The sequence below is a fragment of the Pseudomonas sp. GW822-FHT02E03 genome, from assembly GCF_058802325.1.
Genome location: NZ_JBXAOA010000022.1, coordinates 86,904 through 100,442 on the forward strand (window position 1 = coordinate 86,904; position 13,539 = coordinate 100,442).

The window sequence follows — 13,539 nt, forward strand, 5'->3', positions numbered from 1 at the left end:
AGACCTTGTGGGAGCGGGCTTGCCCGCGATGGGCGCGACTCGATTGTGAAGCTTTACTCAGCCAACAGCCGCAACGCCTTTGCCTTCAAGATGCCCAGATCCATCACCGGCACCCACATCTCCTTGGCCAATTCATCCCACTGACGCATCCGCAAACTGACGGCACACAACGGATCCTGCTCGAACGCCTCAGCTTCGGCAGCCGTCATCACCCCGCCCTGATACTCAAGCGTCCGCCGACTGGCTTCGCTCAAACGCTCGTAGTACCCGGGCTCTTTGAGCGTCAGATAACGCTTGGCCTGAACGTGGTACTCCACCAACCGCGCCAGGCGTTCGCTGAAGCCGGCGCGACGCAAGTAATCCGCCCCCAATCGCTCGTGGCTGACCACACCAAAGCCACCCATGCTCTCGGCACCCTCATCACAGAGATGCCCGATGTCATGAAAGAACGCCGCCAGCACCACTTCATCATCGAACCCCTCGGCCATCGCCAGTTCCGCCGCCTGAGACATGTGCTCGATCTGCGACACCGGTTCGCCGATGTAGTCGTTGTCGCCAAAACGCTCGTACAGACCGAACACCTCGGCGATCACTTGCTCATGGCGGCCCATCAACTGTCTCCCAATAAAGTCGCAACGTTACGTTCGGCCAGCGCCGGCCCGACACTCATGCCGACACCGGTGTGCATCAGCGCCACGCTCACACCTGGCATCGGCCGCAGAAAGGAGAACGGCCCCGGTCCGCGTGAACCATAGACGCCCTGCCAGCGTTCGACCACTTGCACCTTACCGCCCAACGTCTGCTCGGCCAGCTCAATCATCCAGTCATCCACCTGCTCGGCATTGAACGGTGATGGATCGCTGCCGTAATGATGAGAGTCACCGATGATCAGCTCACCATAAGGCGTCGGACTGATCAGCAGGTGAATACCGTTTTCATGCAGATGCGGTGCCTCGCGCAGAATCTGCTCCTGCACCGCGGCGGCTTCCGGCAAATCGGCGAAGGCGCCGTAATGCACACAACTCAGACCGGTGAGCAGCGCGTGTTGCAGGTTGAGGTTGATCTGCGGGCGGGCGCGAAGCATTTGCAGGCGGCAGATTTGCGGATTCAGTTCGGCAATCGGCTCAGCCAGCAGCGTTTGATAATCGTGGCCGGAGCAGACGATGATCTGCTCGGCGCTGAAGGTGCCGGCGGTGCTGTGCAAGCGCCCCGGCTCGATGTCGCGCACCAGCGTAGAGAAGTGGAACTCGACGCCAAACTCGCGGCGCAGGTAGTCGATCAACGACGGAATCGCTTCGCGCGAATACAACTGCTGGTCGTCCATGCCGTGCAACGCAGCGCGGTGATGGCTGAACTGGCCGCCGTATAAATCGCGCAACGCCGCACCACGCAGCAGGTCGACGCGATAACCGTGCTGCATGGCGCGCCCGGCGCAGAAGGCTTCCAGCAGGTGTTCTTCCGCTTCGGTGCGGGCGAACAGGTACGAGCCGTTGCGCTTGAGTTGCAGGCCGGCCAGTTGTGCCCATTGCCCCCAGATGTCGCGGCTGGCCTTGGCCAGTTCAAGCATTGGGCCGGGTGGCTGGCCGGTGACCAGTGCCTGGCCGAAGTTGCGCACCGAAGCGCCGAGCGGCGTTTCGCTGCGTTCGAAAACGGTGACTTTCAGACCGCGTCTGGCGGCGGCATAGGCGTGGGACAGGCCGAGAATGCCGGCGCCTACGATCAGCATGTCGTTGTGATGAGTCATGGAGTTCCCCAATGATCGTTCCCACGCTCCGCGTGGGAATGAATCCCGTGACGCTCTGCGTCACGGGGACGCGGAGCGTCCTTTGCTGCATTCCCACGCAGAGCGTGGGAACGATCGGTGGTGCTTACTTGGCAGCCACTTTCTCGGACTTGCCGTCATAACGCTTGCGCCATTCGGTGAGGATCTGGTCACGATTCTTCGAGGCCCAGGCAAAGTCGTTCTTGATCAGGCGCTGCTCATAATCCGCCGGCAGTTCGGTCTGCGGCTTGGCGATACCCGGTTGCGCGAGCACGGCAAAGTTCTCTTTATAAAGCTCCATTGCCGCCGGGCTTGCAGAGAAGTCCGCCAGCTTCTTCGCCGCGTCTTCGTGCGGTGTGCCTTTGATCACGGCGGTGGCTTCGATCTCCCAGCCCAGGCCTTCTTTCGGCAGGATGATGTCCAGCGGCGCACCCTGGCGTTTCAACTGAACGGCCGGGTATTCAAAGGAAATGCCGATCGGGAATTCACCAGCGGCCGCAAGCTTGCACGGCTTGGAACCGGAGTGAACGTACTGGCCGATGTTCTGGTGCAGGTCGTCCATGTACTGCCAGCCCTGCTTCTCGCCGAAGGTTTGCAGCCAGGCGCTGACGTCGAGGAAACCGGTGCCGGACGAGGCCGGGTTGGGCATGACGATCTTGCCTTTGTATTCAGGCTTGGTCAGGTCCTGCCAGCTCACGGGCTTGGTCAAACCCTGTTTTTCGGCCTCGACGGTGTTGAAGCAAATGGTCGCCGCCCAGACGTCCATGCCGACCCAGGCTGGCGGATTGGCCGCGTCGCGATAGTTACCACCGATCTTGCCCAGGTCCTTCGGCGCGTAGCTTTGCAGCATGCCTTGCTGATCGAGAATCGCCAGGCTCGACGCCGCCAGGCCCCACACCGCATCAGCCTGTGGGCGGGCTTTTTCGGCGAGGAGTTTGGCGGTGATGATGCCGGTGGAATCGCGCACCCACTTGATCTCGACGTCCGGGTTGGCCTTTTCGAAAGCCTCTTTGTAGGTCTTCAGTTGTTCGGCTTCGAGGGCGGTGTACACCGTCAACTCGGTTTTCGCCGCAAAGGCGTTCAGGCTGAAAGCGGTGAGGACAGCAGCGGCCAGGGCCAAAGGCTTGAACATGATCTTTTCCTGTTTGAGTTGAGGTGTGGGGGGGGCAAATCAGTGACCGGGCGCGGTCTGCCGCCAAGCCTGGGAGCGGCGCAACAAACCGCGCGAGGCCCAGGCCAGCAGCAGGGACACGCCCGCCGAGGTGAACAGAATCAGGGTCGACATCGCCGCCGCGCCGCCGACGTTGCCGGCGTCGTCCATGTTCAGCACCGCCACCGCAGCAAGGATGGTGTCGGGGCTGTAGAGGAAGATCGCCGCCGAGACGGTGGTCATGGCCGAGACGAACAGGTAGCGCACGATGTCCAGCAATGCTGGCAGGCAGATCGGCACGGTGACCCGCAGGTAGTGCCGGTACAGCGGCGCCTTGAGCGACAGCGCGGCGGCTTCGAACTCGGCATCGAGTTGGCGCAGCGCGGTGGTGGCAGTCATTTGTGCGGTGGTCAAATAGTGAGCAATGGTGCAGACCACCAGCAGGGTCATGGTCCCGTAGAGCACATGCAGCGGGTTGCCGGTCAGATTGAAGAAGAAGACGTAACCCAGGCCCAACACCAGACCCGGCACCGCCATCGGTACGAAACTGAGCATGCGCAGGGTCAAATTCAGTCCGCGCTGGCCACGGGTTTTCTCCATCAGGTAAGCACCGGTGAAGATCAGCACACTGCCGATCAACGCCGTACACAACGCCATCTTCACGCTGTTGCCGTAGGCCAGCCAACCGCCGCCCGCCGTGTCGCTGAACTGGTAATGGTTGAGCGACAGCGACAGGTTGTACGGCCAGAACTTCACCAGCGATGAGAACACTGCCATGCCGAACACCAGCAGCAACACTGCGCAGATCAACAGCACGATGGCCAGATAACAAGCGTCGCGCAGCATCGATGGCGCCGGTTGAAACACTTGCGCCCGACCGCTCATGGAATCGCCATGACGCCGACGCAGCCAGGCGTCGACGCCGAAGCTGAACAGCGCCGGCAGCAGCAAGACCATGCCGATCAACGCGCCGCGACCGAATTGTTGCTGGCCAACCACCGCCTTGTAGGCTTCCAGCGCCAGCACTTGATAGTCGCCACCGACCACCACGGGCACGCCGAAGTCGGTGATGGTCAGGGTGAAGACGAGGCAGAACGCCGCGAACACCGCCTGACGGGTCGCCGGCCAAGTGATGCTGCGAAACGCTTTCGCCGGACTGGCGCCCATGCTTGAAGCAGCATCGAACAGTCGTGCATCCGCCAGGGACAGGGCTGACAGCAAAATCATCAAGGCGTGTGGGAAGGTGTAGATGACCTCGCCCAGAACAATGCCCCAGAAGCCGTAGATATTTTCCGAAAGCAAACCGCGCAGCATGCCCTGATTGCCGAACAGATAAACCAGCGCAATCCCCGGCAGCATTGACGGCGCCATCAGCGGCAACAGCGACATGCCGCGCCAGATGCCTTTACCGGGAATCAATGTACGTTGCAGCGCGTAGGCAAACAGATAAGCCAGCGGTACGACGATGGCCGCGACGCTGACAGACACTTTCAGGCTGTTGCCCAGTAGCCAGTGGAAATTGGCGCTGGTCAGCAGTTCGCGAGCGGCGATCAGTCCACCGCCCTGCCCGGCTTCAGAGCTGAAGCCGCGCCAGAAGATCGCCAGCAATGGCATCAACACCGCAATGCCGAGCAACACCAGCAGCAGGACCTTGCCGCCGACCACGAACAACCGATCGCCGATTTCGGCACGGGAGGCCTGCCGAACCTGCTTGTGCGGTATCGGCATCGCGACGTTCACGCTCATCAGGCAAACACCTGCAGGCTGCGCGGCGGCAAGGCGACCATGATCTGTTGCGCGCCAAGACGCGGCATGGCTTCCGGCGCCAGTTCCGCCAGCAATGCGTGGCCCGGCAGTTGATCGAGTTCGAAGCTCATGCGACAGCGGTTGCCGAGAAAAGTGATCTCGCGAACCTTGGCCGGGAACAGGTTTTCTTCATGCACCGGCGGGTTGACGTTGATCGCCTCGGGGCGGCAGAACAAACGGCCCGAGGCAGTTTTAGCGCTGCCTTCAGCCAGGCGCATGTTCATCCCGCCGACCTGGGCATGACTGTCGCTGCTGCGGCGGAACGGCAACCAGTTGCCCTGGCCGACGAACTCCGCCACAAACGGTGTGGCCGGGCGGTCGTAGATTTCCTGCGGCGTGGCGTACTGCTCGACCTTGCCGTTGTTCATCACGGCGATGCGGTCGGCCATCAGCATGGCTTCATCCTGATTGTGGGTGACCATCAGGGTGGTGACGCCGAGGTTGCGCTGCAATTGGCGCAGTTCGGTGCACAGATGCTCGCGGACTCGGGCGTCGAGCGCCGACATCGGTTCGTCCAGCAGCAACAATGAAGGGGCCGGCGCCAGGGCCCGAGCCAGTGCGACTCGCTGCTGCTGACCGCCGGACAATTGGCCGGGGTACTTTTTCTCACTGCCGATCAGGCCGACCAGTTCCAGCATCTGACCGACACACTGGCGCACTTCATCGCGACTGCTGCCGGTGAGGCCGTAGGCGATATTCGCCTCGACGCTGAGATTGGGGAACAGTGCGTAGGACTGGAAGAGAATGCCGTAGTCCCGAGCCTGAGGTGCCAGGTGGGAAACGTCGCGATCGCCGAGGTACAACTCGCCGCTGTCTTGTTTCTCAAGGCCGGCGATGCAGCGCAGCAAGGTGGTTTTGCCACAGCCCGACGGCCCCAATAGGCACACCAGCTCACCGGCCGCCACGTCGAGGGAGACGTTATCCAACGCGGTGAACGCGCCGAAGCGTTTCTGCACGCCGCGCACTTTCATCGGCGCACCGGGGTTGGTCAGGGCAGTTGCAGTCGAGTGGTTCATGGACAGGCCTCATCAAGCAGATGAGGGCCATCCTAGGTTTGCAATGCGTCCGTCATGTGGCAATGAGGCAAAAACGGCCGATAGTGGTATTTGGGGATTTGGGTTCACCACTGATCGTTCCCACGCTCTGCGTGGGAATGCCTCAACGGACGCTCCGCGTTCGGCTCTTGGGACGCAGAGCGTCCCGGGCTGCATTCCCACGCGGAGCGTGGGAACGATCATCTACGCCGGGGCCATTTCCTGCGCCAACCCGAGGAACGCCGCCGGCAGCCGCGCACCTTTTCGCTCCTTGAGGCAGTACAGATACTCAGGAATCTGCGGCGCATTTTCGAGGGTCAGCACCCGCAATTGCGGATCGTGAGGCACTTCCTGCCGAGCAATGATGCTGATACCAATGTTGCGCAGCACCGCCTCACGAATCGACTCGCGGCTGCCAATCTCCAGCAACGGCCCGAAACTCACCCCGGCGCCGGCCAGCAACTCTTCGGTCAAGCGCCGAGTGGTCGAGCCCGACTCACGCATCAACAACGTATGCCCCGCCAACGCACTGAGCGGCACATGATCATGCACCGCCAGCGGATGATTACGATGCACCGCCAGCACCAGTGGATCGCTGCCGAGCACGCGGCGGATCAGCCGCGCATCGTCCAGCAACTGCGAGGACGCCGCGACATCGACCCGGTAATCCTCCAGCGCTTCGAGCACCTGTTGGGAGTTGCCGATTTCCACCGACACCTCCACCTGCGGCAAGCGCTCGCGAAAGGTCTTCACCAGGTCGAGGATGTAATACGGCGCCGTGGCAGCAATGCGCAACGTGCCCTGAACCTGACCGCTGTTGCGCAGGAAGAACTCGATGTCGGCTTCCTGCTGCAACAGCGCCTTGACCATCGGCAACAACCGCGCGCCTTCGTCGCTGACGCTGAGGCGCCGACCGCCACGGTAGAACAGCTCAACCGAGTACTGGCTTTCCAGATGGCGAATCTGGGTCGTTACCGTCGGTTGGCTCAGGCCGAGCTTTTTCGCCGCCAGGGTAATACTGCCCAGCCGGGCCACCATGTAAAACGCCTTCAGCTCGGCACTCAGCACACCCTTCCCTCATCGTCTATTTGCGCAACAGGCGCAAACCGTTGAACACCACCAACAGGCTCACGCCCATGTCAGCGAACACCGCCATCCACATGGTGGCGATCCCGGCGAAGGTTACCCCAAGAAAGATCGCCTTGATGACCAATGCCAGGGCAATGTTCTGTTTGAGGATATTCGAGGTCTGCCGCGACAGGCGGATGAAAGCCGGAATCTTGCGCAGATCGTCGTCCATCAGGGCGACATCGGCGGTTTCAATGGCGGTGTCGGTACCGGCCGCCGCCATGGCGAAACCGATCTCGGCCCGCGCCAGTGCCGGTGCGTCGTTGATGCCGTCGCCGACCATCCCGACCCGATGACCTTGGGCATAAAGCGTTTCGATGGCTTGCAGCTTATCAGCCGGCAATAGATCGCCCTGCGCCTGATCGATGCCCACCTGGGCGGCGATGGCCTGAGCGGTATGAACGTTGTCGCCGGTCAGCATCAGGGTTTTGATGCCCAACTCATGCAACTGCTGGATCGCTTCGCGACTGGACGCTTTCACGGTGTCTGCCACGGCAAACAATGCCAGTGGACCGGATTTATCGAGCAACAGCACCACGGATTTGCCCTGTTTCTCCAGAGCAAACAGTTTCTCTTCCAGCGCTGGCGAACACAGGCCCAACTCTTCCACCAGACGATGGTTGCCCAAGTGGTAGAGCTCACCGTTGATCTCGCCGCGCACACCACGACCCGCCAGGGCTTCGAAGTTATCCACAGCGGGGGGGCGCCGGTTATCCACAACTGCAGCCGCATTGGCGATGGCCAGGGACACCGGGTGATCCGAACGACCGGCCAGTGCCGCCGCAATGGCCGGAGCTATTTCATCCGCGATTGGGTCGAGGGACAAATAGTCGGTCTGCACCGGTTTGCCGTGCGTGAGGGTGCCGGTCTTGTCGAGGGCCAGGTAATCGAGTTTGTGACCGTGCTCCAGATAGACGCCGCCCTTGACCAGAATCCCTTTGCGCGCCGCAGCCGCGAGACCGCTGACGATGGTCACCGGGGTGGAAATCACCAATGCACACGGACAAGCGACCACCAATAACACCAGCGCCCGGTAGATCCAGTCGAACCACAGCGCATCCATGAACAGTGGCGGAATCACCGCCACGGCCAGGGCCAGGATGAACACTGCCGGGGTGTAGATTTTCGAGAAACTGTCGACGAAACGTTGGGTCGGGGCACGTGCCCCCTGAGCCTGTTCCACGGCGTGGATAATCCGCGCCAGGGTCGAATTGTTCGCCGCGGCGGTTACCGTGTATTCCAGCGAACCGGACTGGTTGATGGTGCCGGCGAACACTTTGTCGCCGATGGTTTTTTCCACCGGGAGGCTTTCACCGGTGATCGGCGCCTGATTGATGGTCGAGTTGCCGGACAGTACTTCGCCGTCCAGACCGATCCGCTCGCCCGGACGCACCCGCACCCGCGCACCCAGTTCGATGTTTTTAACCGGTTGTGCGATCCAACTGCCATCGGCCTGCTGCACCGTGGCTTGCTCGGGGGTCATCTGCATCAGCCCGCCAATGGCGTTGCGCGCCCGGTCCAGGGACCTGGCCTCAATCAACTCGGCCACGGTGAACAGGAACATCACCATCGCCGCTTCCGGCCATTGACCGATCAGAATCGCGCCGGTCACTGCGATGCTCATCAGCGCGTTGATGTTCAGGTTGAGGTTTTTCAGGGCGATCCAGCCCTTCTTGTAAGTGCTGAGACCACCGCTGAGGATCGAGATCAGCGCGATAACCGCCACCACCCAGTTCGGCGCCGCGTTGGTGAAATGGATAACTTCAGCTGCCAGCGCACCAACGCCGGACAATGCCAATGGCCACCAGGGCTTTTTCTCGGGCGCCGGGATTGGCGCTTCGACGCCCGGCTCCAACGGCTCGGCGTGCATGCCGAGCGACTTGATCGCATCGATGATCGGCGCGGTGCCTGGCAGGTCATGGGTCACGCCCAATACCCGATTGATCAGGTTGAATTCCAGTTGCTGCACACCCGACAGCTTCCCGAGTTTGTTCTGGATCAGCGTCTGCTCGGTCGGGCAGTCCATGGCCTCGATCCGAAAACTGCTCAGCCGCGCACCGGCGGTCGGCGTTTCGCTCAACTTGATCAACGACGGCGCTGCTGCTTTGGAGGAACAGCAGGAATCCCCGTGGCCGCCATGGTCATGCTTGGACACAGGCTGCAGCTTGTGGCTGTGATCGTGCCCGGATTTGTGGGTGTGAAGAGAATCGCTCATTGTTCGCGTCCATGAAGGTGCCTGTTGCCAAGTAAAGGCCCTGTAGCCACTATAGGGTCAAGCATCCTTTTGGAGATTGTCGCGATGAAAATCGGAGAACTGGCGAAACTCACCGACTGCGCCGTGGAAACCATCCGCTACTACGAGCGCGAAAACCTGCTGCCGGAGCCGGCCCGCAGCGACGGCAATTACCGCGTCTACACCCAGGCCCACGCCGAGCGCCTGACCTTCATCCGCAACTGCCGAACCCTGGACATGACCCTCGAGGAAATCCGCAGTCTGCTGGCCCTGCGCGACAGCCCGCAGGATCAATGCGAAAACGTCAACGCGTTGATCGACGAACACATCCACCATGTGAAGGCTCGGATCGACGGCTTACTGGCCTTGCAGACACAATTGCTCGACCTGCGCCAACGCTGCAGCGAAGGGCCGGATATCGATCAGTGCGGGATTTTGCAGCGGCTGGAAGTGAGCGGCGGGGTTGTGGCGACGGAGGTTGAGCATTCTCATGTCGGCCGAAGCCACGGCCACTAAGAACACCACAAAACCCAATGTGGGAGCTAGCCTGCTAGCGATAGCGGCTTTTCAGTCACATCATTATTGGATGTGCCGTCGCTATCGCTAGCAGGCTAGCTCCCACAGGGGTATTGCGTGCAGATTGTCAGACCGCCATCGGCGCGGTCATCGGCGCGTGGTGCTCATAGCCTTCCAGCGAGAAATCGCTCGGTTCGATCTGCTCCAGCCATTCCGGCTGATAAACACCGGTCTTGGCAAACTCCGGCACACGATCGGATATCTTCAGCTTCGGCATCGGGAACGGCTCGCGCTTGAGCTGTTCGTTGAGCATGTCCAGGTGGTTTTCGTAGACGTGGGCGTCGCCGATGAAATAGGTGAACCAGCGCGGTGTGTAACCGGTCAGGCGACCGATCAGGCTCAGCAGCGCCGCGCCTTCGGTGAGGTTGAACGGCGTGCCCAGGCCCAGGTCGTTGGAGCGGATGTAGAGGGTCAGGGAGATTTCCTTGGTCTCGACATTCGGGTGGAACTGGTACAGCAAGTGGCACGGCGGCAAGGCCATTTCGTCGAGCTGGGCGACGTTCCAGCCGTGGAACAGGATGCGACGGCTGCCCGGGTCCTTGATGATGGTGTCGACACACTGGCGGATCTGGTCGATCGCCTTGTACAGCACCACATAGGCCTGACCGTCTTCTTCGCCTTCGGCAATCTGACGATAACCCTGGCTCAGGGTCTGCTCGATGGCGGCCTGGTTGCTGACCGGAATCTGCTTGTACGCCGGCCATTTGCGCCATTGCACGCCGTAGATCTCGCCGAGGTCGTCTTCACCCTGACGGAACGGGTTGGCCAGCCACTGCGCGTTTTCGTTGGCGTTCTGGTCCCAGACCTTGCAGCCCAGCGCACGGAATTCGGCGGCGTTGTTCACCCCGCGCAGAAAACCGCACATCTCGCCGATGGCCGATTTGAAGGCCATCTTGCGAGTGGTGATCGCCGGGAAACCTTCCTGCAGATCGAAGCGCAGCATAGCGCCCGGAAAGCTGATGGTGTTCACGCCGGTACGGTTGGCCTGTTTGGTGCCGTTCTTGATGACGTGGGCGACCAGTTCGAGATATTGCTTCATGAATTACCTGTGTCCTTGAACCCGGGACCGTCGCCCCGGGGTTCGAATTTATAGCGCCTGCTTCTTATACCGCAGCTGCGGGGGCCGCCGGGGCGCGCCGATAAGCCAGCCAGATCAGGAACAGCCCGCCGACGATCATCGGTACGCACAGCACTTGGCCCATGGTCAGCCAGTTCCAGGCCAGATAACCCAGTTGCGCGTCTGGCACGCGAACGAATTCGACGATGAAACGGAAGATGCCATAGAACAGCGCGAACATCCCGGACACCGCCATGGTCGGCCGCGGCTTGCGCGAGAACAGCCAGAGGATGGCGAACAGCGCCACGCCTTCCAGCGCGAACTGGTACAGCTGCGACGGATGACGGGCCAGTTGCGCCGGATCGGTCGGGAAGACCATCGCCCACGGCACGTCGGTCGCCTTGCCCCACAACTCGGCGTTGATGAAGTTACCGATGCGCCCGGCTCCCAGGCCGATCGGCACCATCGGCGCGACGAAGTCCATCAGCTGGAAGAACGACTTGTCGTTCTTTTTACCGAACCACAGCGCCGCCAGCATTACACCGATAAACCCGCCGTGGAACGACATGCCGCCCTTCCACACTTCGAAGATCAGGGTCGGGTTGGACAGGTAGGCGTTCAGATCGTAAAACAGCACATAACCCAAACGTCCACCAACGATGACACCCATCGACATCCAGAAGACCATGTCGGAGAGTTTCTCCTTGGTCCAGGTCGGGTCGAAGCGGTTCAGCCGGCGTGATGCCAGCCACCACGCGCCGCCGATGCCGATCAGGTACATGAGGCCGTACCAGTGGATTTTCAGCGGACCGATGGCCAGGGCCACCGGGTCGATCTGCGGGTAAGGCAGCATTGCGACTCCTCGTTAGAGTTGAAACCTTCAAATTCCCGGGCGACGCTGTCACGCCAGGATTAAGCCAGGATTGCGCTACGCGTCAGAGCAAGAAGCTCAAGCCGACACAAAACAGCAAAACGGCAAACAGTCTTTTCAGCAAGCGCGGCGACAGCCTGTGGGCCAGTCGCGCACCAAGGCGGGCGAATACCATGCTGGTCAGGGCAATCCCCAGCAGCGCCGGCAAATAAACAAAACCGAGACTATGGGCCGGCAGCAGTGGATCGTGCCACCCCAGAATCATGAAACTTAAAGCACTGGCCAAGGCGATTGGCAGGCCACAGGCCGACGAAGTAGCCACCGCTTGCTGCATCGGCACGCTGCGCCAGGTCAGGAACGGCACGGTCAACGAGCCGCCGCCAATCCCGAAAATCGCCGAAGCCCAGCCAATCACACTGCCGGCCACGGTCAGACCGACTTTGCCCGGCACCGTTCGGCTGGCCTTGGGTTTGAAATCCAAAGCGAGTTGAACGGCGATGATCAGCGCAAATACACCAATGATCTTCTGCAAATTCGGCCCGGAAATCGCTTCGGCAGTCAGCGCGCCGAAACCGGCACCGATCAGAATGCCAAGGGTCATCCAGGCAAAAATCGGCCAACGCACGGCGCCGCGGCGATGGTGCTCGCGAACCGCATTGACCGACGTAAAGATGATCGTCGCCAGCGAGGTGCCGACTGCCAGATGCGTCAGGATCGACGCATCAAATCCCTGCAAGGTGAAACTGAACACCAGCACCGGGACAATGATGATCCCACCGCCTACCCCGAACAGCCCGGCCAGCACGCCCGCACAGGCGCCCAGCGCCAGATAGAGCAGAAATTCCATGGCCGCATCCCCAAGCATCCCGAATCAGGAGCGGCATGGTAACGGAAGCATGGCCTCGGGCTCCACTGTGGATGGCGATGGATCGATGAGCGATGTCTGCGTAGAGTGAGCAAAAAACACACAAGGACCACCTTATGTGCCTGATTGTTTTTGCCTGGCGACCGGGTCATGCCCAGCCACTGATCGTGGCGGCCAACCGCGACGAATTCTATGCCCGGCCCAGCCTGCCCCTGGCGCAATGGCCGCAAGCCCCGCACGTGTATGCCGGTCGCGACCTTGAGGCTGGCGGTACGTGGCTCGGGGTCGGCGCCAATGGGCGCTTCGCCGCGCTGACCAACATCCGTGATCCCCTTCAGCCGCCGGCGCGCAAGTCGCGAGGCGAACTGGTGGCGCAGTTTCTCAGCGGGGACATGTCGATTGACGACTATTTAAAGGACGTTGCCGGACGTTCGCCTGAATATGCCGGGTTTAATCTGTTGATTGGCAATGCCAACGAGCTATGGCACTTCAATGCCCGGGAGACGGAAGCAGTCATGCTCCAACCGGGCATTTATGGGTTATCGAACGCGGGGCTTGATACGCCGTGGCCAAAAGTGCTCAAGGCCAAGGCAGCATTGAGCGAAGTATTGGGCGATCCGCAGCCGCAGGCGCTATTGGCCTTGCTGAGCGATCCGCAGACGGCGCCGCTTGCCGAACTGCCGGACACTGGCGTGGGACAGGCCACCGAGACGTTGTTGTCGAGCGTGTTTATCAAGAGCCCGACTTACGGGACACGGGCGAGCACGGCGTTGATTGTTCAGGCGGATGGGGGGCGGCATATGGTCGAACGGAGTTTCGGGCCGTATGGGGGGCATTTGGGGGAAGTAGAGATCAGGATTTAATTTTGTGCTGCCTGGACTGGCCCTATCGCAGGCAAGCCAGCTCCCACAGGTTTGGGTGTTGATCACAAATCAGTGAATCGACCCAAACTCCTGTGGGAGCTGGCTTGCCTGCGATGGGCATAGGTATCTACACATCTCTAAAGTCTTCGGCTGGCCACCCAGCCGATGGCTTCTTTAGCGAAACCCGCCAGCTC

At 61.1% G+C, this 13,539-nt stretch carries 12 protein-coding genes; 2 read left to right on the top strand and 10 right to left on the bottom strand.

Annotation, left to right across the window (positions count from 1 at the left end; translation table 11 throughout):
• Positions 1 to 53: 53 nt before the first annotated feature.
• The 7 genes from AC1RQB_RS17785 to AC1RQB_RS17815 form a co-directional block, all read right to left on the bottom strand.
• Positions 54 to 611 carry a phosphonate degradation HD-domain oxygenase gene (locus tag AC1RQB_RS17785; protein WP_063342231.1) on the bottom strand — a complete coding sequence of 186 codons (558 nt, stop codon included), beginning with the start codon at positions 609 to 611 and terminating at the stop codon, positions 54 to 56.
• Complete coding sequence (locus AC1RQB_RS17790) at positions 611 to 1,744, bottom strand: TIGR03364 family FAD-dependent oxidoreductase (RefSeq protein ID WP_063342230.1); 1,134 nt, start codon at positions 1,742 to 1,744, stop codon at positions 611 to 613. Before AC1RQB_RS17790 ends, AC1RQB_RS17785 begins: the two co-directional genes overlap by 1 nt.
• Positions 1,745 to 1,868: 124 nt before the next feature.
• Positions 1,869 to 2,894: a putative 2-aminoethylphosphonate ABC transporter substrate-binding protein gene (locus tag AC1RQB_RS17795; RefSeq protein WP_007897808.1), complete on the bottom strand. Its 1,026-nt coding sequence runs from the start codon at positions 2,892 to 2,894 to the stop codon at positions 1,869 to 1,871.
• Between the two features lie 39 nt (positions 2,895 to 2,933).
• The gene (locus AC1RQB_RS17800) at positions 2,934 to 4,658 is read right to left on the bottom strand and encodes a putative 2-aminoethylphosphonate ABC transporter permease subunit (protein WP_063342229.1); all 1,725 of its coding nucleotides are present in this window, start codon (positions 4,656 to 4,658) and stop codon (positions 2,934 to 2,936) included.
• The gene (locus AC1RQB_RS17805; RefSeq protein WP_063342228.1) at positions 4,658 to 5,734 is read right to left on the bottom strand and encodes a putative 2-aminoethylphosphonate ABC transporter ATP-binding protein; all 1,077 of its coding nucleotides are present in this window, start codon (positions 5,732 to 5,734) and stop codon (positions 4,658 to 4,660) included. The genes AC1RQB_RS17800 and AC1RQB_RS17805 overlap by 1 nt, the downstream gene beginning before the upstream one ends.
• A gap of 222 nt (positions 5,735 to 5,956) precedes the next feature.
• Complete coding sequence (locus AC1RQB_RS17810; protein WP_063342227.1) at positions 5,957 to 6,820, bottom strand: LysR family transcriptional regulator; 864 nt, start codon at positions 6,818 to 6,820, stop codon at positions 5,957 to 5,959.
• Between the two features lie 16 nt (positions 6,821 to 6,836).
• Complete coding sequence (locus AC1RQB_RS17815; RefSeq protein WP_063342226.1) at positions 6,837 to 9,095, bottom strand: heavy metal translocating P-type ATPase; 2,259 nt, start codon at positions 9,093 to 9,095, stop codon at positions 6,837 to 6,839.
• An 84-nt stretch (positions 9,096 to 9,179) separates the two neighbouring features.
• Between AC1RQB_RS17815 and cadR the strand changes: the two genes are divergently transcribed.
• Complete coding sequence (gene cadR / locus AC1RQB_RS17820; protein ID WP_007897786.1) at positions 9,180 to 9,629, top strand: Cd(II)/Pb(II)-responsive transcriptional regulator; 450 nt, start codon at positions 9,180 to 9,182, stop codon at positions 9,627 to 9,629.
• Positions 9,630 to 9,756: 127 nt separating this feature from the next.
• Here cadR and AC1RQB_RS17825 read toward each other — a convergent pair whose 3' ends face one another.
• The 3 genes from AC1RQB_RS17825 to AC1RQB_RS17835 all read right to left on the bottom strand — a co-directional run bounded on the left by AC1RQB_RS17825 (position 9,757) and on the right by AC1RQB_RS17835 (position 12,464).
• Positions 9,757 to 10,728, bottom strand: a complete 972-nt coding sequence (locus AC1RQB_RS17825; protein WP_063342225.1) for a thymidylate synthase — start codon at positions 10,726 to 10,728, stop codon at positions 9,757 to 9,759.
• Between the two features lie 64 nt (positions 10,729 to 10,792).
• A complete protein-coding gene (gene lgt / locus AC1RQB_RS17830) occupies positions 10,793 to 11,599 on the bottom strand; it encodes a prolipoprotein diacylglyceryl transferase (protein ID WP_063342224.1) in 807 nt (268 codons plus the stop codon).
• A gap of 82 nt (positions 11,600 to 11,681) precedes the next feature.
• Entirely contained in the window at positions 11,682 to 12,464 is a 783-nt protein-coding gene (locus AC1RQB_RS17835) for a sulfite exporter TauE/SafE family protein (RefSeq protein WP_063342223.1), read from the bottom strand.
• A gap of 134 nt (positions 12,465 to 12,598) precedes the next feature.
• Here AC1RQB_RS17835 and AC1RQB_RS17840 point away from each other — a divergent pair, with 134 nt between their 5' ends.
• Entirely contained in the window at positions 12,599 to 13,345 is a 747-nt protein-coding gene (locus AC1RQB_RS17840; protein WP_063342222.1) for an NRDE family protein, read from the top strand.
• Positions 13,346 to 13,539: the final 194 nt, after the last annotated feature.

What these genes read in the sequence shown, in the direction of transcription:
- AC1RQB_RS17835 (WP_063342223.1), bottom strand. Translation starts at nt 12,464, where the DNA reads ATGGAATTTCTGCTCTATCTGGCGCTGGGCGCCTGTGCGGGCGTGCTG.
- AC1RQB_RS17795 (WP_007897808.1), bottom strand. Translation starts at nt 2,894, where the DNA reads ATGTTCAAGCCTTTGGCCCTGGCCGCTGCTGTCCTCACCGCTTTCAGC.
- AC1RQB_RS17785 (WP_063342231.1), bottom strand. Translation starts at nt 611, where the DNA reads ATGGGCCGCCATGAGCAAGTGATCGCCGAGGTGTTCGGTCTGTACGAG.
- AC1RQB_RS17815 (WP_063342226.1), bottom strand. Translation starts at nt 9,095, where the DNA reads ATGAGCGATTCTCTTCACACCCACAAATCCGGGCACGATCACAGCCAC.
- lgt (WP_063342224.1), bottom strand. Translation starts at nt 11,599, where the DNA reads ATGCTGCCTTACCCGCAGATCGACCCGGTGGCCCTGGCCATCGGTCCG.
- AC1RQB_RS17800 (WP_063342229.1), bottom strand. Translation starts at nt 4,658, where the DNA reads ATGAGCGTGAACGTCGCGATGCCGATACCGCACAAGCAGGTTCGGCAG.
- AC1RQB_RS17790 (WP_063342230.1), bottom strand. Translation starts at nt 1,744, where the DNA reads ATGACTCATCACAACGACATGCTGATCGTAGGCGCCGGCATTCTCGGC.
- cadR (WP_007897786.1), top strand. Translation starts at nt 9,180, where the DNA reads ATGAAAATCGGAGAACTGGCGAAACTCACCGACTGCGCCGTGGAAACC.
- AC1RQB_RS17840 (WP_063342222.1), top strand. Translation starts at nt 12,599, where the DNA reads ATGTGCCTGATTGTTTTTGCCTGGCGACCGGGTCATGCCCAGCCACTG.
- AC1RQB_RS17805 (WP_063342228.1), bottom strand. Translation starts at nt 5,734, where the DNA reads ATGAACCACTCGACTGCAACTGCCCTGACCAACCCCGGTGCGCCGATG.
- AC1RQB_RS17825 (WP_063342225.1), bottom strand. Translation starts at nt 10,728, where the DNA reads ATGAAGCAATATCTCGAACTGGTCGCCCACGTCATCAAGAACGGCACC.